Annotated in this window: 21 protein-coding genes and 1 other annotated feature; of the genes, 8 read left to right on the top strand and 13 right to left on the bottom strand. The window is 39.9% G+C overall.

Annotation, left to right across the window (positions count from 1 at the left end; genetic code table 11):
* Window positions 1-112 precede the first annotated feature (112 nt).
* Window positions 113-1,297: an MFS transporter gene (locus JOC54_RS08230; protein WP_204465629.1), complete on the top strand. Its 1,185-nt coding sequence runs from the start codon at window positions 113-115 to the stop codon at window positions 1,295-1,297.
* 41 nt (window positions 1,298-1,338) lie between these two features.
* Here JOC54_RS08230 and ytfJ read toward each other — a convergent pair whose 3' ends face one another.
* The 9 genes from ytfJ to ezrA all read right to left on the bottom strand — a co-directional run bounded on the left by ytfJ (window position 1,339) and on the right by ezrA (window position 10,183).
* Window positions 1,339-1,770 (bottom strand): GerW family sporulation protein, encoded by a 432-nt coding sequence (ytfJ, locus tag JOC54_RS08225; RefSeq protein ID WP_054795119.1) that lies wholly within the window; start codon window positions 1,768-1,770, stop codon window positions 1,339-1,341.
* 15 nt (window positions 1,771-1,785) lie between these two features.
* On the bottom strand, window positions 1,786-2,433 hold the full coding sequence (locus JOC54_RS23355; RefSeq protein WP_204465627.1) for a DUF2953 domain-containing protein: 648 nt from the start codon (window positions 2,431-2,433) through the stop codon (window positions 1,786-1,788).
* A gap of 95 nt (window positions 2,434-2,528) precedes the next feature.
* On the bottom strand, window positions 2,529-3,080 hold the full coding sequence (locus JOC54_RS08215) for an RDD family protein (protein WP_035421899.1): 552 nt from the start codon (window positions 3,078-3,080) through the stop codon (window positions 2,529-2,531).
* A gap of 10 nt (window positions 3,081-3,090) precedes the next feature.
* Window positions 3,091-4,062 carry a signal peptide peptidase SppA gene (sppA, locus tag JOC54_RS08210; RefSeq protein WP_437183523.1) on the bottom strand — a complete coding sequence of 324 codons (972 nt, stop codon included), beginning with the start codon at window positions 4,060-4,062 and terminating at the stop codon, window positions 3,091-3,093.
* Window positions 4,043-5,662 carry an amidohydrolase gene (locus JOC54_RS08205; RefSeq protein WP_204465623.1) on the bottom strand — a complete coding sequence of 540 codons (1,620 nt, stop codon included), beginning with the start codon at window positions 5,660-5,662 and terminating at the stop codon, window positions 4,043-4,045. The genes sppA and JOC54_RS08205 overlap by 20 nt, the downstream gene beginning before the upstream one ends.
* Before the next feature lie 103 nt (window positions 5,663-5,765).
* A complete protein-coding gene (locus tag JOC54_RS08200) occupies window positions 5,766-5,960 on the bottom strand; it encodes an alpha/beta-type small acid-soluble spore protein (RefSeq protein WP_035421902.1) in 195 nt (64 codons plus the stop codon).
* 75 nt (window positions 5,961-6,035) lie between these two features.
* Entirely contained in the window at window positions 6,036-7,238 is a 1,203-nt protein-coding gene (gene thiI, locus JOC54_RS08195; protein ID WP_204465621.1) for a tRNA uracil 4-sulfurtransferase ThiI, read from the bottom strand.
* Window positions 7,235-8,374 (bottom strand): cysteine desulfurase family protein, encoded by a 1,140-nt coding sequence (locus JOC54_RS08190; RefSeq protein ID WP_204465619.1) that lies wholly within the window; start codon window positions 8,372-8,374, stop codon window positions 7,235-7,237. Before JOC54_RS08190 ends, thiI begins: the two co-directional genes overlap by 4 nt.
* A 111-nt stretch (window positions 8,375-8,485) precedes the next feature.
* Window positions 8,486-10,183, bottom strand: coding sequence for a septation ring formation regulator EzrA (gene ezrA / locus JOC54_RS08185; protein WP_204465617.1), 1,698 nt, complete (start codon window positions 10,181-10,183; stop codon window positions 8,486-8,488).
* 240 nt (window positions 10,184-10,423) lie between these two features.
* On the opposite strand from ezrA, the gene hisJ reads away from it, so the two are divergent.
* Window positions 10,424-11,218, top strand: coding sequence for a histidinol-phosphatase HisJ (gene hisJ, locus JOC54_RS08180; protein ID WP_204465615.1), 795 nt, complete (start codon window positions 10,424-10,426; stop codon window positions 11,216-11,218).
* Here hisJ and refZ read toward each other — a convergent pair.
* Window positions 11,207-11,842: a forespore capture DNA-binding protein RefZ gene (refZ, locus tag JOC54_RS08175; protein WP_035421904.1), complete on the bottom strand. Its 636-nt coding sequence runs from the start codon at window positions 11,840-11,842 to the stop codon at window positions 11,207-11,209. The two genes, hisJ and refZ, sit on opposite strands and share 12 nt — an antisense overlap.
* A 174-nt stretch (window positions 11,843-12,016) precedes the next feature.
* Here refZ and JOC54_RS08170 point away from each other — a divergent pair, with 174 nt between their 5' ends.
* On the top strand, window positions 12,017-12,502 hold the full coding sequence (locus JOC54_RS08170; protein ID WP_437183522.1) for a GAF domain-containing protein: 486 nt from the start codon (window positions 12,017-12,019) through the stop codon (window positions 12,500-12,502).
* A 223-nt stretch (window positions 12,503-12,725) separates the two neighbouring features.
* Window positions 12,726-13,328 (top strand): 30S ribosomal protein S4, encoded by a 603-nt coding sequence (gene rpsD / locus JOC54_RS08165; RefSeq protein WP_035421906.1) that lies wholly within the window; start codon window positions 12,726-12,728, stop codon window positions 13,326-13,328.
* A gap of 76 nt (window positions 13,329-13,404) precedes the next feature.
* Here rpsD and tyrS read toward each other — a convergent pair whose 3' ends face one another.
* Window positions 13,405-14,652, bottom strand: coding sequence for a tyrosine--tRNA ligase (tyrS, locus tag JOC54_RS08160; RefSeq protein WP_204465614.1), 1,248 nt, complete (start codon window positions 14,650-14,652; stop codon window positions 13,405-13,407).
* Window positions 14,653-14,698: 46 nt separating this feature from the next.
* Window positions 14,699-14,897 (bottom strand) — a binding site (T-box leader).
* Window positions 14,898-15,003: 106 nt separating this feature from the next.
* On the opposite strand from tyrS, the gene JOC54_RS08155 reads away from it, so the two are divergent.
* Window positions 15,004-17,547: a transglycosylase domain-containing protein gene (locus tag JOC54_RS08155; RefSeq protein ID WP_204465613.1), complete on the top strand. Its 2,544-nt coding sequence runs from the start codon at window positions 15,004-15,006 to the stop codon at window positions 17,545-17,547.
* 51 nt (window positions 17,548-17,598) lie between these two features.
* Here JOC54_RS08155 and acsA read toward each other — a convergent pair whose 3' ends face one another.
* Complete coding sequence (gene acsA, locus JOC54_RS08150; RefSeq protein ID WP_204465612.1) at window positions 17,599-19,311, bottom strand: acetate--CoA ligase; 1,713 nt, start codon at window positions 19,309-19,311, stop codon at window positions 17,599-17,601.
* 217 nt (window positions 19,312-19,528) lie between these two features.
* On the opposite strand from acsA, the gene JOC54_RS08145 reads away from it, so the two are divergent.
* Genes JOC54_RS08145 through JOC54_RS08135 form a run of 3 tightly spaced genes read left to right on the top strand, consistent with a single transcriptional unit; the run spans window position 19,529 to window position 22,031 of the window.
* Window positions 19,529-20,161, top strand: a complete 633-nt coding sequence (locus tag JOC54_RS08145; protein WP_204465611.1) for a GNAT family N-acetyltransferase — start codon at window positions 19,529-19,531, stop codon at window positions 20,159-20,161.
* Window positions 20,162-20,211: 50 nt separating this feature from the next.
* Window positions 20,212-20,862, top strand: a complete 651-nt coding sequence (locus tag JOC54_RS08140; protein WP_035421910.1) for an acetoin utilization AcuB family protein — start codon at window positions 20,212-20,214, stop codon at window positions 20,860-20,862.
* The gene (locus JOC54_RS08135) at window positions 20,859-22,031 is read left to right on the top strand and encodes an acetoin utilization protein AcuC (RefSeq protein WP_204465610.1); all 1,173 of its coding nucleotides are present in this window, start codon (window positions 20,859-20,861) and stop codon (window positions 22,029-22,031) included. Before JOC54_RS08140 ends, JOC54_RS08135 begins: the two co-directional genes overlap by 4 nt.
* Window positions 22,032-22,088: 57 nt before the next feature.
* Here JOC54_RS08135 and ccpA read toward each other — a convergent pair whose 3' ends face one another.
* Window positions 22,089-23,087: a catabolite control protein A gene (gene ccpA / locus JOC54_RS08130; protein ID WP_035440243.1), complete on the bottom strand. Its 999-nt coding sequence runs from the start codon at window positions 23,085-23,087 to the stop codon at window positions 22,089-22,091.
* Window positions 23,088-23,150 lie beyond the last annotated feature (63 nt).

The following is a 23,150-nucleotide window of genomic DNA, read 5'->3' as shown; positions in this document are numbered from 1 at the left end:
ATTCTAATGCAAAGGACTTGCTCACATAAAGCATTAATCATGAATTTGACTGAAATTGATTTTCATTCTAAACTTGTAGAGCGATTCGTCTATAAAGTGAGGAAGTGACCTTTTGTCTAAACAGCCTTTGTGGACACCCACATTTTTGTTTATTTGCTTTAGTGCATTTACATTGTTTATGATCTTTAATTTATTTATTCCTACCTTACCACTATATGCTCTAACCGTTCTTAGCGTATCTGAAACACAAATTGGCCTCATTATGGCCTCCTTTATTGCTGCTTCTGTTATTGCCCGTTTGTTTGCAGGCTTAATTATTGATCGCTTTGGTGAAAAAAGAGTATTGTTAACATCGTTTTTCGTCGTTTTTATTTCTGCAGTACTTCACATTTGGTCATTATCCTTTGAATGGCTTCTTTTTTTACGCTTCTTGCAAGGATTAGGGTTTGGTGTTGCAACTACTGCAGCAGGTGCTTTGGCGATCGTCCTTTCTCCGGCTAACCGTCAGGGAGAAGCGGTTGGATATTATAGCATGTTCATGAGCTTAGCTATGGTCATTGGTCCTGTTGTTGGCTTACAAGTCGTCGAGCATGGCTCCTTTACTTGGTTATTTATACTAACCGTTGGGCTATCTGGAATTGGTTTTCTTCTCGCTACATTGATTGTTTTTAAAGCAAATCGAAAACCTCCAGAACCTTTGTCCATTAATCGCTTTATTGCACCAAATGCGATGTCTGTTAGCTTTATTTCTGCTATCGCCTCATTCGCTTACGGCGGTATTTTAAGCTTTATAACGCTGTACGCTACATCACTGCAGTTGGAATCAGCTGCAAGTCTCTTTTTTATTGTGTACGCCATTGTTCTTTTGATCTCACGCTTCTTTACCGGAAGACTATTCGATCGCTTTGGTGAAAATGCCGTTCTCTATCCAACATTACTCTTATTCGCATGTGGCTTATTTCTTTTGTCACAAGCAACGAGTTTAGTCGCCTTTTTAATAGCAGCCATATTTATGGGAGCAGGCTTTGGTTCAGTGTTACCAAGCTTTCAAACACTTGCTGTTCAATCAGTTACGCGTAGCCAAGCTGTACAAGCAACAAGTACATTTTATATTCTGTATGACTTAGGAATTGGTGTTGGGTCATTCACATTAGGGTTCTTAGTTACTGGAACCTCATATTCGTTTATGTATTTTGTATCTGCATTCGTCGTTTTGTTAGCCGTCGTTGCCTACCGCTTATTGCATCATCGCAAACTGAAAAAACTGCAAGTAAGAAGAATGGCCGACACACAGTAGCGGCAGAAAAAAGAGAGAAAGCAAATGCTTTCTCTCTTTTTTTAAATTAAAGGATCTTCGTATGGTTTATGCGTTTCATGATGTTGTTCACCGTCATGCTTAAATAAATGTTGAATCTTATCAAACGCCTGCGGAGCTAAATCTAATAGGCGATCATAGAGGTGAGTTGAACTATCTAAATGCACCATATTAATTCCTTTGCTATTCACTACAAGAAATGCGATTGGTGTAATCGAAACACCGCCGCCACTTCCTCCACCAAAAGGATGCCCATGTTCATCATGTGCATGAGAATGTTCTGTGTAAAACTCACTACCACCTGCTGCGAAACCAAAACCTACTTTAGAAACAGGCATGATAATGCTGCCATCAGGAGTCTCGACCGGGTCACCTATAATGGTGTTTACATCAGCCATCGCCTTAATATTCTCCATCGCAGTTTTCATTAATCCTTGAATTGGATGTTCAGACATTGTTTCCACTCCTCCTTATCCTGCTGCTTCTGCATGAGAAACGTTGGATTTTCTTGCTTTTTTTCTTCCACGGTAACTTACCAAGACATATAGAGCTGTATACATAGCGTGTCCGACTCTAAACGACGCTATGCATGAAAAAGAAAATTTAAACCCTGCTGCTTGAAAGTGTGGGATGACGAGAACCTCTTGCTGAGCCTTCCATTGAACTTTTGTTGAGATCCAGCCTATTACATATGAAACCACACCCCAAATAACACCACTCATTTGAGCTGTTAAAGCAGCATCACCAGTGCCAAACTCGGTTTTTAGTGAAAAGGTATGTATGGTAGCATGTTTCAAAAAGCGGTATAACCCTCTTTTAAATGCAGGAAAAAGCCGAACCCACTCTCTGCTCTCTCTTATCATTTTTTTTACTGTGTTAAATGTAAATCGTTTTTTTTTAGTCTTTTTTCTTCCAAGGTTTTGTTGATTTTCTGTTACAGAAACCGAGGTGGTTTTCAGATCTAAATCGATTAAAGGTGCATCGAGTTCATATATTTTCTTTCCAGCAATCGTTATTTTCAACGTTAACTGATCGTTTTTTTGATGTTTCGTATAAAATACTGACAGACGTACACGCAAATTTAGAACAATAATGAACAAAACAACAACAGCTAACACACTAATAATGGACCAAATTGGCAACGTCTCTGCCCCCTTTATTCTCTACTATGTACAAAAACGACCAAAAAAAACCAACTGAATCATTCAGTTGGTTAATCTATATGGACAACGTATGTTTCTGCAATTAAGTCATGAACACCTTGTTTTTTGGGTGTGCATGCAATTACGACATACATAATTAAATTAAAATTGGCAGGAAGTGGCGCTTGATGTAAAAAGCGGCCGACACCTTCTCTAAAGATAATAGTTGACCACGTCAGTCTTCTACCATCCTTTTGCACTACCTTTATCCCGAAAATCATTTTTCCCAGTGTTTGAGAAAAATATCTTGTCATTAAACTAAAGTAAAGAAAGAATAAGGTTGCGTATAAGAACGATGGAATGACGACAACAGACCAAATCATTTCCATCATTGAACTATCGCCCTGAATAAATGGCAACCAGGTACCTACTATGGCACCATTGATTGCACTTACGAGCAACAGGTCAAATAAAAATGCCCACAATCTCATCCAAAATCCTGCATAACGGACCGAATCTATTTTTTCAACCTTGTCTACAGATTCAGAGATTGCATCGCTTATGATTTCTTTCCTTAAATGACGCTTTACCCTTCCATTGCTTGTCACGACGCTTTTATCCAATTAAACCACCTCACTCATAGTTATACATATAAAGTGGACGTGGTTGATTAAAGTCCATTTTTAACTCAGTGTCCCCAAACAACCGATCAACCGTCATGCCAAATAAACCACCGAATCCTTGATTTACTTGAGACGTTACCACTTGATAGTTAGCTCCTAAATGTGCCTGCATCTCATCAATTACATCGTCAATGCTGCCCAAATCGTCAATCAAGCCCTCCTCTAACGCTTGCCTACCAGTGTAAATTCGTCCATCGCCTAGCTCACGTACACGATCTTCATCCATTCCTCTTCCGTCTGCAATTATGTCAACAAACTCCTGATAATATTCATCTACTATTGCTTGAATAATCTCATCCTCTTCTTCCAAAGGCTCACGTGTTGGAGACAAAATGTCTTTATATGGTCCACTTTTATAAACATTTTCTTCTACACCAATGTTCTCTAGTAATTCACTGACGTTAATTGAGCTCATAATAACACCAATTGATCCTGTAAGGGTTTGAGGATGAGCAAAAATTCGTTCAGCCGGTGCTGCGATATAGTAGCCTCCAGAAGCAGCCATTCCTCCCATTGAAACGAAAACGGGTTTTTCATGGACTGACTGTGCTTCCTCAACCAAACGATGAATTTCCGCTGATTCCAGTACCCCTCCACCAGGTGAATCTACACTGATTATGATGCCCTCGACTTGGCGATCAGTCATTACCGCATTTAAACCGTTTAAGAACGACTGATGATTATAGCCACCACTAGCAAAAAAACCTTCTTCTCCTGAGTTGATAATGGGACCACTTATTTCTAGTAAAGCAATTTGACCACTTGTATTCCCTTCACGAACAACCGTTTGCTCACCCCCACTTAAGGCAGTACCTTGCGTGTATGTTTGTAAAGCAAATGATATAGTCGTAATAAATGAGAATATAAGCACAAAAGCTCCAATCCCCAGTGCAATCCATCGTCTAGCTTTCAATTCGTTCATCTCCTATCTCTTCAAACCTCTCGTTATGATAAACCGTTTTTCCATTCACAATCGTCGCCACCACTTCTGCGTTCAAAATGGTCTTTTCATCAGCAATTAAAAGATTTTGATCTAGAATAGTAAAATCTGCATCAAACCCGGGTTTTATTTGTCCTCTTTCATGTTCTTTTCCAATTGCAAAAGCGCTGCCAGTTGTAAATAAAGAAACAGCTTCAAAAGGAGTAAGCTTTTCGCTTTCGCCGTAAACTGGTCCATCCTTACCTGGTTCCTTACGGGCTATTGCAGCGTGAATGCCGAGCAGCGGTTCAACCGGTTCAATTGGAGCATCTGAACCGCCTGCACAAGGTATCCCATTTAAAAGAAGTGTTTTCCAAGCAAATGAGTAAGGTAACCGATCTTGACCAAGCCTTTCAATGACCCATGGAAAATCAGAAACAACAAAGCGTGGTTGAATATCAACAATTAATGGCAGTTGTTTTATTCGCTTAAACAAATCTTTTCGAGCAATTTGAACATGAATTAATCGGTCGCGCATCGAAACGACCGGAGCCTCTTCAATTGCCGTCAAGGCCATATCTAGCGCTTGATCCCCAATGACATGAATTGCTACACCCAGTTGTCGTCCTCTCGCACTCTCAACAAGGTTTTTAAGCTTATCTTCCGTATGTATTAACAAACCTGTCGTTTCTGGATCATCCGAATAGGGTGAACTAAGGGCTGCTGTTCTTCCTCCTAGGGCTCCGTCTGCAAATATCTTTAAAGCACCTAATTCAATAAAAGGGCTGATCTCTCTTTTATTTTTGTAATGAGAATAATCATAGGCATCAAGCTCCTCATGATGAATAAGAAGGTGAGCCCGAAATGGTTGCCTATCATTAATTGTTTCTTCATAAATCTCCATCGTTTCAACGAGTCCATTGTAATAATGGAGATCTTCTGTGTGACCGCCTGTTAATCCATGACGATAACAATCTTGTATAGCGGTTTCTAACGCTCGTTTGACACTTTGTCTAGATAATGGCGGCATACAGTTTTGAACAAGTGTAACCGCAGCGTCATGTAACACGCCTGTTAGGTTCCCATCCTCGTCTCTTTCAATACGACCACCCGCTGGGTCTGCAGTTGACTCGTCAATTCCTGCCATTTGCAATGCTGTTTGATTAACATATGCTGCATGTCGACAGATTCGCATGACAAAAACAGGGCGCGTCTGACTAATTGCATTTAAATCATCGATCGTTAACGTATCATGATTCGGATCATTGTGCTCGTTCCATCCTAACGCTTCTATCCATTCAACATCACGAGCAGACAATATTTTTAACTGATCAAGCGCCTCTTGCTTGTTACACTTGGATAAATCTAATCGCAGAAGCTTTTGTCCATGACCGATTAAATGCAGGTGACTATCAACAAAACCAGGAAAAACAAATGTACCATTTGCATTTTTTTTATGTAGAATTTCATTTTTCCATTTCTCTAACAGCTCATGTTTTGATCCACAATCAATTATTTTTCCATCTCTTTCATAAATTGCTTCAAACGTCTCATGCTCTTGCCCCATTGAGATAAAGGTCCCGTTAAACCAAAGCGTACCCACCTTCAACTCCCCCTTTCATCTCTGGTTAGTATATCACTGTTACTTTTACGTTGGAATTAAAAAGGAGCAGGGGATGTCCCTGCTCCAAGTCATATATATATAATTACTTTTGGTAACCACCCATTTGTTGCTCAGCTTGAGCGACAAGACGTTTAGTGATTTCTCCACCTACAGATCCGTTAGCACGAGCAGTTGAATCCGGTCCAAGATTTACTCCAAATTCAGAAGCAATCTCGTATTTCATTTGATCAAGAGCTTGTTGTACACCAGGTACGACTAAGTTGTTTGTGTTAGACATGTGTTTCACCTCCTTCGGTACTTCTAGAATGCGCGAATGGAGGCAGAACATACATGATTTAAAACTGGTAAATTTTTAAAATAACATCTCAAGTTCAGACTCGTTTGTTGATGCTGTTATTTCGATTGTTTCAATTGATGCTACAGCTTCTTGACACTTCATTTCAACTTCAACATACTGCTCAAACTTCGCAGCACCTTTTCGTTTTGGTTTTGTTTTCGAATCCGTCGGTAAAAAGATTGTGCAACAATCTTCATACGGCAAAATCGATAAGGAATACGTACCGATTTTTTTTGCATGAGCGATGGTTGCTTCTTTGTCTACAGCAAGTAAAGGACGTAATACTGGCAGCGTGGTTACTTCATTAATTGTATTCATACTTTCTAAGGTCTGGGATGCAACTTGACCGAGACTTTCTCCGTTAGAAATCGCTAAGATTCCTCTTTGTTCTGCCACTTGATCTGCGATTCTCATCATCATTCTTCGCATAATCGTCATCTCATAGTTTGAAGGAACTTCTTTGTGTATATGCGTCTGAATATCAGTGAATGGTACAAGATGGACCTTAATAGTAGATCCATACTTTGTAAGTTGTTTTGTTAAATCAAGGACTTTTTGCTTTGCTCGTTCATTCGTATAGGGTGGACTATGAAAGTGCAGCATTTCTACCTCTGATCCTCGCCCCATTAACATATGAGCAGCCACAGGTGAATCAATTCCACCTGAAAGTAAATGAAGGACTCTTCCGCTTGCCCCAACCGGTAATCCTTTTGCGCCTTGAACGGCACCACCGGTAATATACGTAGCAAGTTCCCTAACGTCAACTGTAATATCAACATCTGGGTTATGAACATCAACTTTTAATGTTTCTTCCATATTCTTTAAGATAAAACCACCAACAAGGTGATTTAATTCTTGAGAGTTTACATGAAATGTTTTATTGGCTCTTCTAGCAGAAACCTTAAACGTTTTCACGTCATTTTGCTGCTGAAGCAAGTAAAGTGCTCCTTGTTGAATCGCATCTAACTCATTTTCAACCTTAAGTGCTAAACTGAATGAATAAATTCCAAAAACGGACGTTAGTGCTTCTTTAATCGGTTCATACTTCTCTTCGTTTAATTGAATAATAATTCTTCCTTGAATGCGCTTTGCTTTTACATCTTTAAATGGTTTTAACACTTGTCTAATATTAGCTAATAATAATTTCTCAAAATGGCTTCTGTTCTTCCCTTTTAGTGCAAGTTCTCCATATCGTACAACGATGTGATCTAATTTCATCCTGACTTTACCTCCTGAAGCTTTGGTACAATCGATTTTATTGCTTGAATACACGTTTCAATTTCTTCTTCCATAGTCTCAAAAGATAAACTAATTCGAATTGCGCTCTCTGCAATTTCCTTGCTTAAATCAGCCCCTAATAAAATGCGACTTGGTTTACCTGACTTTACTGAGCAAGCAGATTGTGTCGATACGTAGATATTTTTTTGCGCTAAAGATTGAACGAGCACTTCCGCCTTCAAACCTGCAATTGAAAAATTAACAATGTGAGGTGCTACATTTTCCAAAGGGGAGTTTATGCGTATACCGTCTACATCCTTAAGCTCCAAAAAAAGTCGTTTTTGCAAGTTGCCTAATCGAACCGGTTCAGTCTCCAGCTTTTTAGCTCCAATACCAAGAGCTTTAGCAAAACCCGCCGCTCCTGCTACATGCTCTGTGCCTGGTCGAATCAATTGCTCTTGCTCTCCCCCTCTGTAAAGAGAATCAATACTTTTTGCATTTCGAACATAGAGCATTCCAGTTCCTTTCGTGCCGTGAATCTTATGTGAAGATAAGCTTAACAAATCAACCTTGGCATGATTTATAGAAAAAGGCACTTTGAGTAAGCTTTGAACAGCATCAACATGGTACTTCACTTGAGGATAATGTTGGAGAAAATCACCGATTTCGTCAATCGGCTGTATTGTCCCGAGCTCGCCTTGTACATGACATATACTAACAAGTGCTGTATTTGATTGCATCGCCTTTTTCACTTGTTCAACCGTTATAAAACCATATTTATCAGCTTGTAAGTACGTAACATCATATCCGTTTTGTTCTAACAGCTGCATATTTTCGTATATTGAAGCATGCTCTACGGTTGTTGTAATGATATGCGCCCCTGGTTTTCGTTTAACCGACCCATGAATAGCTAGAGCATTTGCCTCTGTCCCACCTGAAGTAAGCACAATTTGATCTGTTGCACAATGAAGAAACGCACCCAAGCGTTTTTTTGCTTGTACTAAAACGTTTTCTGACTCCATTCCTAGCGTATGCAGTGACGAGGGGTTGCCAAAGTAATTTCGTGCTATTGTTGTGTATACTTGCAAAACGTCTTCATAAGGACGTGTTGTTGCACTATTGTCTAAATAGATCATGATTTTTGGAAAACTCCTTTACCTTATACAGTTGAAGCTCAACGACTATCTTAGCATATAAGCTAAACGATTGTTAAAAGAACTAAAAAACGTAGCTAAAAAGCTACGTTTTTATGCACTCATATGTCTTGTTACTTTATTAATTAAATCAGGTTCATATTTTGATACCGCTTTTTGAACAAGGTCTAATGCCAGATCATATTCATAGCGCAAAAAAGCTTCCTCTGCTTCATTTAAAGCTTCACGCACTGTCTCACTTTGCCCACGGAATCGATTGCTATATTGAATGGAGTGCTCAGCTAGCTTTGCTGTTTCCACCATCTGAGTAATCTCTTTCGCGTTTTCTTCTATTTCAGTTCCCGCTTCACTAACCAAATCTTCCACTTCATTCATTTCTAAAGGTAATTGACTCAGCGCTTCTTTTGCCTCAGTCAATTTCCCTTCTGCTTGATCAAGCGATTCTAAATGAGAAACTGGAACCCCTGGCAAATTGCTCTTATATACGATTCGTTTTGTTTCTAAAAGCACTTCACGAAGCTGGTTTACTTTTTCTTGCGCCTTTATTTCTTCCTTCCGCAAACGCTGTAACCGCTCAATGCTTTCCTTAATTCCATTTGAAAGGCTTTCCATCTGCTCAAGCCATTTTTCCGCCATTTCATAAATAGAAGAAAAAGTTTGCTTTTGATTTTCCGTTACGTCAACAATCACATTTAATTGACTTTGAGATTGTCTTAGGTCTTTTTGCAACGCCGTTTGAAGCTGTGTCTCTTCTTTAGCAATTAAATAACTTTTTTGCACATGTGTGGTTTCATGAAGTAATTTCTGCATTTGATCACTTGCATCTGCTACCTTCTCGCGCAAAACGGGCAGCTTACTCTGCAATTTATTTTTAAAAGAAACTTCATCCTCTAGGGTTTCATACATTTGCTCCGTTTCCTGCTGGATTGTTTCTAAGATCGTATTAGCCTCGGTTACTTTTAATTCTTTTAACGCCGCTCCCGCACGCTCTAATTCAGATTGGAAGTGATCTATTTTTGTATCAAACGAAAAAGAGCCCAGATGATAGCCATCATCTTCCATCTGCTTAATCCCTATCTGTAAGTTTCTTAGTTCTCCAGGCAAAGTCGTACGCGCTTGAACAAGAAGAAACGGGATTCTATCCATTTGCTCGTTTAATGTAGTTAATCGCTCTTTTATCTCAATTAATTGTTTACGCGCTTGCAGATAGCTACCATTTTCGGTTGATTCTTCAAAAGACGTAAGCGCCTCTTTGTTTTCTTGCATCTCATTATCTAACTCACGAATAACTTCTCCATACGAACCACGCCGCTTTAATAACTCACTTGATAATTCTTGATACATTTCTTTTATCGAGGAAATTTCAGCTCTATTTTTCTGCTCTGCTGAAACAAGTCGATCAATATCCTCGACCATAATATCCAGCTGTTGTTCAACAGTAATTAACCGATTTTCCACCCATGATAATTGTTCTTTCGCCTTTCGAATTCTATATTTCCCAGCCAATTCCTCAATATCAATCAATTGTTCTTCAATACTTGGGAGAATTGACTCAATAATTTCATCCCAGTCTTTACGCCAAGCTTCAAATTTTTGTTCTGTCTCACCTGACATACGTAGTTTTTTCACTTTGGCAATTTCATCCGACATATTGCGGTTAAGTAAACTTGTTTTACGTTCATCTAATTCGTCTACTGACTTATGTATCGTTCGCCTAATAAATATACCTACAGCTGTACCTACTGTAATGAGGACTAATAAAATACTAATAATGATAACCAATATATCCACGCGAAACTCCCCTCTGCTGCCCTTCTTCACTTCAAGTACCTTCTATTTAAACCATTCCTACTTTATCACTGTTCTATTACGTAATATAATAGCACGAAAGCGACAATTTGTGTGCATATTCACCATATAGTGTTCGACAAATTGAACTGTTTTTCATATTCGTTACAAAAGGTAATTCTACCTGTTCTTTCGGACAATTATTTACTAAACTTAAATTAAAAAACAATATGGGAGGTAAATATGATAAAAAGAGACGGACATATTCATTCGCCTTTTTGCCCTCATGGCTCTTCCGATACCATGGCTTCCTATTGTGAACGCGCGATTGCACATGGAATCGAGACGATAACCTTCACTGAGCATGCCCCACTTCCAGCAGGCTTTACTGATCCAACACCGGCTCAAGACAGCGCCATGAAAGAAGCTGATTTGCCGCACTATTTTTCGTTAATTGATCAACTAAAAAAAGAGTATGCCTCTCATTTGGACATACTCACCGGTTTAGAAATTGATTACTTAATTGGTTATGAACAAAACACAACAACCTTTTTAAATGATGTCGGACCTTTTCTTGACGACAGCATCTTATCTGTTCATTTCTTGCTTATCAATGGCTCTTATTATTGTATGGACTACAGTCCAGCTGTTTTTAAAACAATGGCTAAACAATTAGGATCAGTTGACCTGCTCTATAAAAAGTATTATGAAACGGTCTTATCCTCTGTTAAAGCAAATTTAGGTAGCTTTAAGCCAAAAAGAGTTGGTCATATGACGCTTTGCCATAAATTTAGAAAAAAACACCCTGCAAAGTTGTCTTTTAACCATGAAATAAATTTAATCCTTGATGCCGTTAAACAAAACCATATGGAACTTGATTACAATGGCGCAGGAGTTATGAAACCAGACTGCGGAGAGACATATCCTCCAGCTTCTATTGCTCAAGCAGCTTTAAATAAAGGAATTAAGCTTGTTTATGGTTCTGACGCTCACTCTGCTTCTGCACTTCTTGCAGGTGTCGATCAATTACACATGTAACAGACGAGACTTCGGTGTTTTTTCAGGTAATTGAAAGACCGTTTTCATCCATGCTTGAGTATGTTGAACATAACGCTTAGTAAATAAATGATCTGCGGGTGTTAATAAAAACAATTCTCTTAAATATTGTGGGGATGAATATGGTAGAATAAGCATATTTCTTAATTGAAGAACAACTAAATCTACAGGCAACTTATTTTGCTTTAACTGAGCCATACATCCTGCAACAACCTGCTCCAACAAATACTGTTCTTTTCTTAAATACGTACTCATTAATTCGCGTACAAGTGTTGAATCCAGCGTCATTTCACGATGAGCCATTCGTGCTAACAAGTGACAGGACTGTTGATAAGTAAGTACTCGTTCAATGATTTCACGTAAAGCTTTGGTCGCGTCATCCTGACATGCATGAAGAGTGGTTTCAATTGTATGAACATACCCTTCAAAGAATTCAGTTACAAGAGATTCAAATAAAGCTTGCTTTCCACCATAATAGTATGAGATTAAAGCTTGGTTTACTTTTGCTTTTTTGGCAATATCTCGGACAGACGTTCCATGAAATCCATTGGCATAAAACAATTGAGTTGCAGCATCTTTGATCAAAGCTTTGGTTTGTTCACTCATCATGACACCTCCAGTTTCACTTTTTATTGACGAACCTCAACAAAGATTTATATTATATTCTTTATTCGGGCTAAATTCCCGGCATCCTGTTTTTAAAAACACATTCTTACAAAAAATATTTAGACAAAACCCGCGTACTGTTGCGTATTTTGTTTACTGAGAGGGGAAATTGTCGTGTTTAGCAAAAATGTCTACCCGAGCGATAAAAAAGCCGCTTATGAAATGCTGATTAAGCAAGCCGTTGCTCTATTAGAGGATGAACCGGATGGCTTGGCAAACTATGCAAATGCTAGTTCCCTTCTTTCTCAATTCCTATCAGAGGTAAATTGGGTCGGTTTTTATTTCTTTAAAAACGGAGAATTGGTTTTAGGTCCCTTTCAGGGATTACCAGCGTGCACACGCATTCCTCTTGGCAAAGGAGTATGTGGAACAGCTGTTTTAGAAAATAAAACAATGCGTATTGCGGATGTTCACGCATTTCCTGGTCATATCGCATGTGATGCTGCTTCTAACTCAGAAATTGTTATACCTGTCCGTAAAGAAGACGACGTAATTGCTGTACTAGACATCGATAGTCCAGTAAAAAATCGTTTCTCGAACGAAGATCAGTTTTATCTAGAAGAATTTGTTCAAACAATTGCTCCCTTCCTAGTAAAATAGGTTGACAATTTAAACGAGTTCCGTTATGATTGTTCGGTGTGAGTGACAGCCCCAACAAACTGTTTTACGGCTTATTCTATTCCTCAAGCGGCTGATTCCTGAGGTGTATCGCGTAACTTCTAGCTGTCGAAGCGATGGTACATGAAAATGGAATAACTTAATTCAGAGATTGTTAAGCAGGTTGTTATTTTGCAACATCAAAATAACAAGGAGGAGACTACTTATGTCTCGTTATACAGGTCCATCTTGGAAATTATCTCGTCGCCTTGGTGTTTCACTAAGCGGCACTGGTAAAGAACTTGCGAAGCGTCCTTACGCTCCAGGTCAACACGGTCCAAACCAACGCAAAAAACTTTCAGAATACGCGCTTCAGCTTCAAGAAAAGCAAAAGCTTCGTCACATGTACGGAGTAAATGAGCGTCAATTCGTTCGTATTTTTAATGATGCTGGCAAAATGTCAGGTATCCACGGTGAAAACTTCATGATTCTTCTTGAGTCACGTCTTGATAACCTTGTTTACCGTCTAGGTCTTGCGCGCACACGTCGTGCAGCTCGCCAACTTGTTAACCACGGTCACGTTCTTGTTGACGGATCACGCGTTGACATCGCATCTTACCGCGTTAAACCTGGTCAAGCAATCAGCTTACGTGAGCGTTCACGTAATCTAACTGCTGTAAAAGAATCACTTGAAGTGAACGATTTTACACCAGGATATGTAACATTTGATGAAGAAAAGCTTGAAGGAACGTACTCACGTTTCCCAGAGCGTTCAGAGCTTCCTGCTGAAATTACAGAAGCCCTAATCGTTGAGTGGTACTCTCGTTAATAACGATTATCAAAACCAGCTATATAGCTGGTTTTTTTTATGCAAAAAAAGAAGGAGCTCCTTGAGCCCCTTCTTCTTAAATCGTAAGCTTTGTGAATTTACGCTTACCAACTTGCAGAATCATTCCATCTTCAATTGTAACAACTGCTTTTATATCCTCTTGCTTTACTTCATTGATCTTAACACCGCCACCTTGAATCATCCGTCTTGCTTCTCCTTTGGTAGCTTGCATGTTCAACTCAACTAGTAAATCAATTAATGAAACGTCGCTATCGCCTGACCACTTAACAACAGGCATATCATCTGGTAATGAGCGTTTTTGAAAAACCGTTTCAAAATAGGCTTTTGCTTCATCTGCTTGTGCCACACCGTGGTACATTTCAACGAATTTATAGCCCAATTTCATTTTTGCATCTCTTGGGTGAACGGTTCCGGCAGCAAGACCTTGTTCGAGCATTTCCAGCTCTTCCATTGGAATATCCGTTGCCAGTTTATAGTATTTCATCATCAACTCATCTGGTATAGACATCGATTTTCCGAACATTTCATTTGGAGACTCGTCAATTCCAATATAATTATTAAGGGACTTAGACATTTTTCGCACGCCATCTAATCCTTCAATGAGTGGAAGCGTCAGCATCGCTTGCTTTTCTTTTCCATAAGCATCTTGTAGTTGACGGCCCATCAACAAGTTAAATGTTTGGTCAGTTCCACCCACTTCAATATCCGTATCCATTGCTACAGAATCATAGCCTTGCATAAGCGGGTAGAAAAATTCATGAACAGAGATTGGTTGGCCTGTTTTATAGCGCTTGTTAAAGTCTTCTCTCTCCAGCATTCTTGCAACCGTCATTTGTCCAGCCAGTTTTAATACGTCTTCAAATTTCAGCTCACCAAGCCAATGGGAATTATAAAGAATTTCCGTTTTGTCCATATCCAAAACTTTCCCGTATTGCTCAACATAAGTCTGAGCGTTAAGCTTAACTTGTTCATCCGTTAAAACTTTACGCGTTTCTGATTTTCCTGTTGGGTCGCCAATTTTTCCTGTAAAATCACCAATTAACAATTGGATATGGTGGCCAAACTCTTGAAATTGACGTAGCTTTTGCAAAACAACTGTATGACCAATATGAACGTCAGGCGCTGAGGGGTCCATCCCCAGTTTTATATTAAGTGGCTTACCTGTAAGAACACTCTTCTCAATCTTTTTTCGAAATGCTTCCTCGGGCACAACTTCAACAACACCGCGCATTAACGCTTCTACTTGTTCATTTACTTTTACCTGCTGCTCTTGCGTTAACACTGCTTCATTCTTATTACTCATATTTTCTTCCTCCTTTAAAAATAAACACAAAAAAAGCCCCTCCCTAAAAAGGGACGAACGTTCGTCGCGGTACCACCCTTGTTGAAGGCAAGCCTTCCACTCATTTGATAACGGATTTCCCGTCTTTGATCAACAAAGAAAGCTCCAAGCTGTAATTCTGAATTATGTTCTGTACTAGCTTTCACCAACCGCTAGCTCTCTAGAATCAGCCACATATTCATACTTCGACTCTTCAGCGCTTATTCCTATTCAAGTTGCTTTTAGTTTTATCACAACTATTCTAACCTGTCAATAGAACGCATATGCGCTTATGGCTATTTATGGTATACTCTTTCTAATAGGGGGGAAAACATGAAGCAGTTTCTTTCAACTTGGAAGAACAAGTGGAATGACTTTATTGAAAAGCTTTCAGAGAAGCAGTTCTTCCGAAAAATAGGAATCACTTACCAAGTATTATGGAATTTATTGCTCGTTACATTTATTATAGGTCTTATTTCAATTATGTTTGCGGGAGGAGCAGCGGCCGGTTACTTCGCTTCACTTGTTTACGATGAACCTTCCTATTCTGAAGAGGATATGAGAATGCATGTCGGTTCATTAACTGAAACAAGCGAAATCTATTTGGCCAATGATGTCTATTTAGGAAAAATCCGCAGTGACGTTGAGCGAGATTTAATTAATCTTGATGAAATTGCAGATGACGTAAAGCACGCCATTATTGCAACAGAAGATGAACATTTCTATGAACATGAGGGAATTGTGCCAAAAGCCCTTCTTAGAGCTACCATGCAGGAGCTGTCAAATGCCTCGGTTCAAACAGGCGGTAGTACATTAACGCAACAATTAATTAAACAACAAATTTTGTCTAATGAAGTTTCATTTGACCGCAAAGCGACAGAGATCATGCTTGCGATGCGTCTCGAACAGTTTATGTCGAAAGATGAAATTTTAGAAGCTTATTTAAACGTTGTCCCATTTGGCAGAAACGCATCAGGAAGGAATGTTGAAGGAATTGAATCGGCAGCCCAGGGAGTGTTTGGTGTTCCAGCCAAAGATCTTAACCTGCCTCAATCTGCTTATTTAGCAGGTATGCCGCAAAGTCCCTTTGGCTACACGCCTTTTCATGCGAGTGCTGAATTAAAGGATGAAGATGGCTTACGTCCAGGATTTAATCGTTACCGTACAGTCTTGAATCGCATGCTTGAAAAAGACTATATTACACAAGAAGAGTATAGTGAAGCCCTTGAATATGATTTGGTGGCTGACTTTACCGAAAATGCCCCTGACCCTATGTCCCGTAACCCGCGCTTAACTACTGAAATTTTAGAGCGTTCAACGGATATTCTTGTTGAAGAAGCAATTAAGGACTATGAAGGCTGGGATCAATTAAGTACAAATGCAAAAGATATTGAAAGACAAGCCATTCGTACACAAGTTAGAGAGCGGATCGAAAACGGCGGTTACAAAATCTCCACAACGATTGATCAAGAACTCTATACGGCAATGAACGAACGTGCCGGTGAACTTAATCACTTGTTTTTAGATGATCCAGGAGTAAATGAAACACATAGAGAAGAAATTGGTGCGGTTATGATTGATAATCATACGGGGGCAATTTTAAGCTTTGTTGGTGGGCGCCAAGAAGACTTGGATAATCAGTTAAATCACACAACACGCTACCGCTCACCTGGCTCAACAATTAAGCCAATCCTACCATTTGCTGGCGCAATTGAAGCCGGTGTAACTCAGCCAGGACTCGTGATACCTGATACGCCTGAAACATATGAGAGTAATGGAGATCCGATAAGAAACTGGGATGAGCAACATGATGGCAATTTAACGGTGCGCGAATCAATTAAAAGGTCTCGTAACGTTCCAGCGGTTCGCGCTTGGTGGAATGTACCAGATACCCTTAAGAACCACTTAATTGACGCCTCAGGATTAAATGGTATGCAAGCAGTTGAAGCCGCTGCGATTGGTGGTGGTGGAGCAACAGTCGAACAAATGGCTAGTGCATATACAGCTTTCGGTAACGATGGCAGTCGACCAGACCCTTATATGATCGAAAAAATTGAAACCTATACAGGCGAAATTTTATACGAACACGAGCAAGTAGAACATTTCTTTGTAAGCCCGCAAACCAACTATCTTGTACTTGATATGATGCGCGATGTCATTTACGGCGGTGGAAACGCAGCTCGAGTGCAAAGTATGTTAAACTTTAATGCCGATTGGGCCGCTAAAACGGGAACTTCTCAAAGGCAATGGGATTCATGGTTTATTGCTGCTAACCCCGATGTTTCATTTGGTGTATGGTATGGCTACTCAGGTCCAACCGAAATAAGCCTCCCATCAGAAGTAAACGGAGTAGGCCTAAGCGCCCGCACCCAGACCATCTGGGCAAACCTTGCTAACGCTGCTCATTCCGTCAACCCGTCACTAATGACAGCGGAAGGACAACGGTTTGTACGTCCAAGTGGCTTATCAGAACGTCGCGTCTGTGGATTGACCGGCGGTTCATCGAATCGTTTCTGTGAAGCGGAAAATCTTGTCACGACTGATTTGTATGCGAACGATATGCTAAGTAAGATTGATGGTTTAGCGCCATTCCAAGCTGAATTTAAGCGTACGATGGATCAATTGCTTGAAGATCTACGCAATCAAGAGGCAGAAGAAAGACGCCGACAAGAAGAAGCAGAAGCCGAAGAACAACAACAAGAAGACACGACTGATGAAGAGGAACCTGAGCAACAAGAATCAGACCAGCAAGAGGACGACTCATCAACAGAAGAAAACGAAGAATCGACAGAGGATGAAGAAGCTGTCGTTGAAGATCAACAAGAAGAAAACGAAGAAGATAGTGAAGCTGATTCAGAAGAAGACGCAGAAGAATAAAGAACTACAGTAAAAAGGAACAGTGCCAAGGCGCTGTTCCTTTTTTTTAGCTTAATCTTCCATTGTTGATAAATCACCTGTTGGTAAATCAAGTTCCCAAGCCTTAAGCACACGGCGCATGATTTTCCCACTTCTTGTTTTTGGCAAAGAAGAGCGAAATTCCATTTCTCTTGGAGCCGCATGAGCTGCTAAGCCGTTTTTCACAAATTGACGGATTTCTTCTTTCAGATCGTCCGATACTTCATAACCTTCACGTAAGGCAATAAACGCTTTTATTATTTCCCCACGTACTGGATCTGGTTTGCCAATTACACCCGCTTCTGCTACGGCTGGGTGCTCTACTAATTTGCTTTCTACTTCAAATGGACCAACTCGCTCACCTGCAGTCATGATGACATCGTCAATTCTTCCTTGGAACCAGAAGTAGCCATCTTCATCCATATAGGCAGAATCTCCTGAGATGTACCAGCCATTTAATTCGAAGTAGGTTTTATATTTCGCTTCGTTATTCCAGACTGCCCGCATCATTGACGGCCAACCTTCTTTGATCGCTAAATTGCCCATTCGGTTTGGCGGTAATTCATTACCTTTATCATCAACAATCGCTGCTTGTACACCAGGTATTGGTTTACCCATTGAGCCTGGTCTAATCTCCATCGCAGGGTAGTTGCAAATCATTTGCGCTCCCGTCTCCGTCATCCACCATGTATCGTGAATTCGCTGGTCAAATACTTGAACGCCCCATCGAACAACTTCAGGGTTTAATGGCTCACCAACGCTTAATACATGACGCAAGGAGGACAAATCGTATTTCTTCACAAGCTCGTCACCAGCACTCATCAGCATCCGGAAAGCAGTCGGAGCACTGTACCACACTGTTACATCATAGCGTTGAATCGTTTCATACCAATCAGTTGGTGAGAACCTTCCACCACGGACGACATTTGTTACCCCTGCTAACCACGGACCAAATACGCCATATGAGGTTCCCGTCACCCAGCCTGGATCAGCCGTGCACCAATAAATATCATCGTCTTTTAAATCTAAGACAACTTTAGCCGTATGGTAATGTTGAACCATTGCTTCATGAACATGGAGTACACCTTTTGGTTTGCCAGTTGAGCCAGATGTGTAATGTAAAATTAAGCCATCCTCTTTATCAACCCATTCAATTGAATCAAGCTCAGAGGAAGCGTCATCTAAACGGCTATTTAATTGCAAAAATGAATCTTGATCATTATAACTTTTATCATCAAGTAGAACTTTTTTAAGCTCTGGTAAATCTGAGAACGGCACGCGCTCTAATAGTGAAGGCGTTGTTACCAACACTTTAGCTCCACTATCTTCTAATCGATCCCGTACAGCACCTTCCATAAATGCTTCAAACAACGGTCCAACAATAGCACCTAGTTTAATAGCACCAAGTAGAACAAAATAAAGCTCTGGAGAGCGCGGCATGAAAATGAAAACACGATCGCCTTTTGTCACACCAATATCTTTTAATACATTTGCTGCTTTATTCGAATACTCTTTCATTTCTTGGTACGTGTATGACTCATCACGGCGCGCATCACTATAGTAGAGCGCAACTTGATTCGCCTTTCCATTTTCTGCATGGCGATCTATTGCTTCGTAAGCCATATTTATTTTTCCTGTTTTAAACCAGGATAATTCTTTCTCAATTGAATTCCAATCGAATTGTTCAACTGCCTCTTCATAGTTTGTAAGATTGTGTTTACCTTCTTTTGCAGGAAGCGCTTTCATAATAGCTTCACACCTCTCCCTCTCTAATTTAGTTCATTATATACAACGCTAGTCGAAATTTCAAACGAATCCTCTTCCAATCGTCAAATTTTTTTCATTAGATTACATATTCTGTGTAAGGGTTTTTCTGGAATAAAAGATCGTCCTTACGAATTCCTTTGATTTTTTTTTAGACCATGTATAATGAAAGAGAAGATTGTCAAATTGAGGTGAAGCTATGGAGCATCCAAAAACTTTTTTTCAAGAACTCTTTCATTTTGATAACAAAGAACTATTTTTAGAAGGACCATTACAACCTGAAGTTATTGCCAATTATACTCTTCACCCTAACCTCACGTCTTTTCGACCCGTACAAGCTCAGAAAGAAGCATTGGTTGAAATTGCTGGACTGCCTGAAGGTCGGATTAATGTAATTAGAGACAAGGACTGTATTGTTGGTTATGTAACGTTTGTTTACCCGGACCCATTAGAAAGATGGTCTGAAGGAAAGATGGAGAATCTAATTGAATTAGGTGCAATTGAGATTGCTCCTGCATATCGGGCAAAAGGATTAGGAAAAGAACTAATTCGCTTGTCCATGCTTGATGAAGCGATGGAAAATTATATTATTATTACAACTGAATACTATTGGCATTGGGATTTGAAAGGCAGTGGATTAGACGTTTGGGAATATCGCAAAGTGATGGAGAAGATGATGAATGCTGGAGGGTTGACCTGGTTTGCAACAGACGATCCAGAAATAAGCTCTCATCCTGCCAACTGTTTAATGGCACGCATTGGTAAGAATATTGACCAGGAGTCCGTTGAAGCTTTTGATCAATTAAGATTTGTTAATCGATTTATGTATTAACAGTAAGGAAGGAGGTATATGTTCTGTCATGATAACAGAGCATAGTTGCCATGAAATTAAAAACCATTATGCATGCTCATGTGTATTTTTTAGATGAAACAGCGTCCATATTAGAAGCTATTCAGTTAATGGAAAGACAGTCGATACGCCATATCCCCATTGTTAATGCCGCACACCACGTTGTTGGTATCGTATCTGACCGTGATATTCGAGACATCCGTCCATCTATTTTAGTACCTAAGACAGATGAGACGTTATTCATGAAACCGATTTCATCTATCATGAGTGTTCCAGTTCTCACTGGCCACCAAGAAGATGATGTACAAGAGAGTGCACGATTATTTTTTCAGAATCGTATTGGTTGTCTTCCTATTACGACAAACGGCAAATTAGTTGGTATTGTTACTGAATCAGACATGCTATATAGTTTAACCAAACTGCTTGGCGCAGACAGACCTACATCAGTTGTTGAAGTGTGTGTTAAAAACCAGACAGGTATGCTCGCTGATGTATCTGCCGTTTTTAAAGCTGAAAAAGTAAATATCGTTAGTGCAGTTGCCTATCCCAGTGAAAAATTAGGCTTTCATATGCTTTCATTCCGTGTTCAGACGATTGATCCGAGGCGCGTCATCTCGGCCCTTGAGGAAAAAGGCTATGAGGTTTATGGACCAGCGCTTCCAGATTTCGGAGGAATGTTATGACAGAAAACCAAGCGGCATTGATATACGGAAAAACCGAATACCCTTATTTGTTTCATGACACACATCCTTTTCACCCACTGCGTCTTGAACTTACGTACTCCTTGTTACATGAAATTGGTGCTTTAACCAATCAAACCATTATTCAGCCTCAAATGGTTTCTAAAGCTACGCTTGAACTTATACACGATCCTCAGTTTATTGAAGCAGTTCAATTAGGAGGTCAAGGTCAACTGTCAGAAGCCAGGGCACAGGCACATGGTCTCGCCACAGAAGACACACCTGCGTTTTCGCATATGCATGAAGCTGCTTCTTATTTAGTAGGCGGTACGATCGCTGCATGTGATGCGGTGCTTAAGGATGGTTTTGACCATGCCTTTCATCTGGGTGGAGGTCTCCATCACGGATTTAGAGGACGTGCATCAGGGTTTTGTATCTACAATGATTCATCTATTGCAATTGAATACATGAGGAGAACATACGGCGTCAAAGTTCTTTACGTGGATACAGATGCTCACCATGGAGACGGTGTCCAGTGGTCTTTTTACGAAGATCCTGACGTGTGTACACTTAGTATCCATGAAACAGGTCGGTATCTATTCCCAGGTACAGGTCATGTAACGGAAAAAGGATCCGGAAAAGGCTACGGCTACTCAATTAACGTTCCTCTAGACGCTTTTACCGAAGATGATTCTTTTCTAGAGGCATATGAACAATCCTTTCGTGAAGTTATCGAATTTTTTAAACCAGATGTTATTTTAACTCAGAATGGCGTAGATGCTCACTTCTACGACCCTTTATCTCATTTGCGAGTCTCTTCTAAAGTCTTTAAAGAAATTCCTAAGCTTGCTCATCAATTAGCTCATGAATACTGCGAAGGAAAATGGATTGCCGTTGGCGGTGGAGGATACGATAGATGGAAAGTAGTACCACGGGCGTGGTCATTTATTTGGCTTGAAATGACGAATCAATTAAATTTAGCCAACGATCCAATTCCCCACGAATGGTTAACGCATTGGGGAAAACAAACGGACGAAGTTCTTCCAGAAAGTTGGCTTGATCACCCCTTCCCTGAAGTTCCAAGAAAAGCAGAAATTACGGCAAAAAATAAGCTGACCGTTGATAAAGCCCTCTACCATATTCGCACAGAAAGAAAAAACAGCCTCGGTTAGTACAAACTTCCTCCTGTTAAATAGACAGGGGGACGTTTGTACTCGAAGCTGTTTTCATTATTTGGTTGAACCACGGTCTTCAATTCGGTGTGGTAATGTTACCATTTGTTCTGTCACTTCTTCTTTATTCATTAACTTTGTTAATAACCGCATTGAAACTGCGCCGATGTCATACAAAGGCTGTACCACAGTTGTTAATGTAGGACGAACCATCGTCGCTAAACGCGTGTTGTCAAAACCAACAACTTCATAATCTCCTGGTACAGATAGACCTAAATCTTGGACCCCATGAATGACGCCAAGAGCCATTTCATCATTTGACGCAAAAATTGCTGTTGGTTTGTTTTGAATTTCTTGGAATGTTCCCATCGCTTCCATACCAGAATCATACGTATAATCGCCTATAACAACTAGATCTTCATTAAACTCAATGTTGTTTTTCTCAAGTGCTTGACGGTACCCTGCAAATTTTTGATACCCATTAATTGGATCCTCTAAAGAACCACTTAACATCCCTATTTGCGTATGCCCTTTGTCAATTAAAAATTGAATGGCATCTTCTGCTGCTTGTGTATAGTCAATATTTACAGAAGGGAAACTACGCTCCCCATCTAATGTTGCAGCGAGAACAATCGGAACTGGAGAGCGCTTAAATTGTTCAACATGCTCGTCCGTAATTTCTCCACCCATATAGACAATCCCGTCAACTTGTTTTTCCAATAACGTATTAATCAAATGAATTTCTTTATCCTTGTTCTGATCTGAATTACAAAGAATGATATTGTATTTGTACATTGTCGCAATATCTTCTATTCCTCGAGCTAATTCGGAAAAGAAGATACTAGAAATATCCGGTATAATCACACCAACCGTTGTTGTTCGTTTACTCGCAAGCCCTCTTGCTACTGCGTTTGGCCGATAACCTAAACGCTCAATTGCCTCTAATACTTTTTTTCTAGTAGTTGGCTTCACATTCGGGTTGCCGTTCACCACTCGCGATACAGTTGCCATTGAAACACCAGCTTCGCGTGCTACATCATAAATAGTTGTATTCATTTTAAATCGCTGCTCATTAATTAAAAGTCACAGCTCCTCCTCACATTTATAAATAGAGTGCAG

It is taken from the genome of Shouchella xiaoxiensis (assembly GCF_016907895.1).
Taxonomy (GTDB): Bacteria; Bacillota; Bacilli; order Bacillales; family Bacillaceae_D; genus Shouchella; species Shouchella xiaoxiensis.
Note: the sequence above shows the minus strand (reverse complement) of the source record. Positions and strands in the feature narration are given on the sequence as shown.

What these genes read in the sequence shown, in the direction of transcription:
- ytfJ (WP_054795119.1), bottom strand. Translation starts at nt 1,770, where the DNA reads ATGTCTGAACATCCAATTCAAGGATTAATGAAAACTGCGATGGAGAAT.
- sppA (WP_437183523.1), bottom strand. Translation starts at nt 4,062, where the DNA reads ATGAACGAATTGAAAGCTAGACGATGGATTGCACTGGGGATTGGAGCT.
- JOC54_RS08200 (WP_035421902.1), bottom strand. Translation starts at nt 5,960, where the DNA reads ATGTCTAACACAAACAACTTAGTCGTACCTGGTGTACAACAAGCTCTT.
- thiI (WP_204465621.1), bottom strand. Translation starts at nt 7,238, where the DNA reads ATGAAATTAGATCACATCGTTGTACGATATGGAGAACTTGCACTAAAA.
- JOC54_RS08190 (WP_204465619.1), bottom strand. Translation starts at nt 8,374, where the DNA reads ATGATCTATTTAGACAATAGTGCAACAACACGTCCTTATGAAGACGTT.
- hisJ (WP_204465615.1), top strand. Translation starts at nt 10,424, where the DNA reads ATGATAAAAAGAGACGGACATATTCATTCGCCTTTTTGCCCTCATGGC.
- refZ (WP_035421904.1), bottom strand. Translation starts at nt 11,842, where the DNA reads ATGAGTGAACAAACCAAAGCTTTGATCAAAGATGCTGCAACTCAATTG.
- rpsD (WP_035421906.1), top strand. Translation starts at nt 12,726, where the DNA reads ATGTCTCGTTATACAGGTCCATCTTGGAAATTATCTCGTCGCCTTGGT.
- tyrS (WP_204465614.1), bottom strand. Translation starts at nt 14,652, where the DNA reads ATGAGTAATAAGAATGAAGCAGTGTTAACGCAAGAGCAGCAGGTAAAA.
- JOC54_RS08155 (WP_204465613.1), top strand. Translation starts at nt 15,004, where the DNA reads ATGAAGCAGTTTCTTTCAACTTGGAAGAACAAGTGGAATGACTTTATT.
- acsA (WP_204465612.1), bottom strand. Translation starts at nt 19,311, where the DNA reads ATGAAAGCGCTTCCTGCAAAAGAAGGTAAACACAATCTTACAAACTAT.
- JOC54_RS08145 (WP_204465611.1), top strand. Translation starts at nt 19,529, where the DNA reads ATGGAGCATCCAAAAACTTTTTTTCAAGAACTCTTTCATTTTGATAAC.
- JOC54_RS08140 (WP_035421910.1), top strand. Translation starts at nt 20,212, where the DNA reads ATGAAATTAAAAACCATTATGCATGCTCATGTGTATTTTTTAGATGAA.
- JOC54_RS08135 (WP_204465610.1), top strand. Translation starts at nt 20,859, where the DNA reads ATGACAGAAAACCAAGCGGCATTGATATACGGAAAAACCGAATACCCT.
- ccpA (WP_035440243.1), bottom strand. Translation starts at nt 23,087, where the DNA reads ATGAATACAACTATTTATGATGTAGCACGCGAAGCTGGTGTTTCAATG.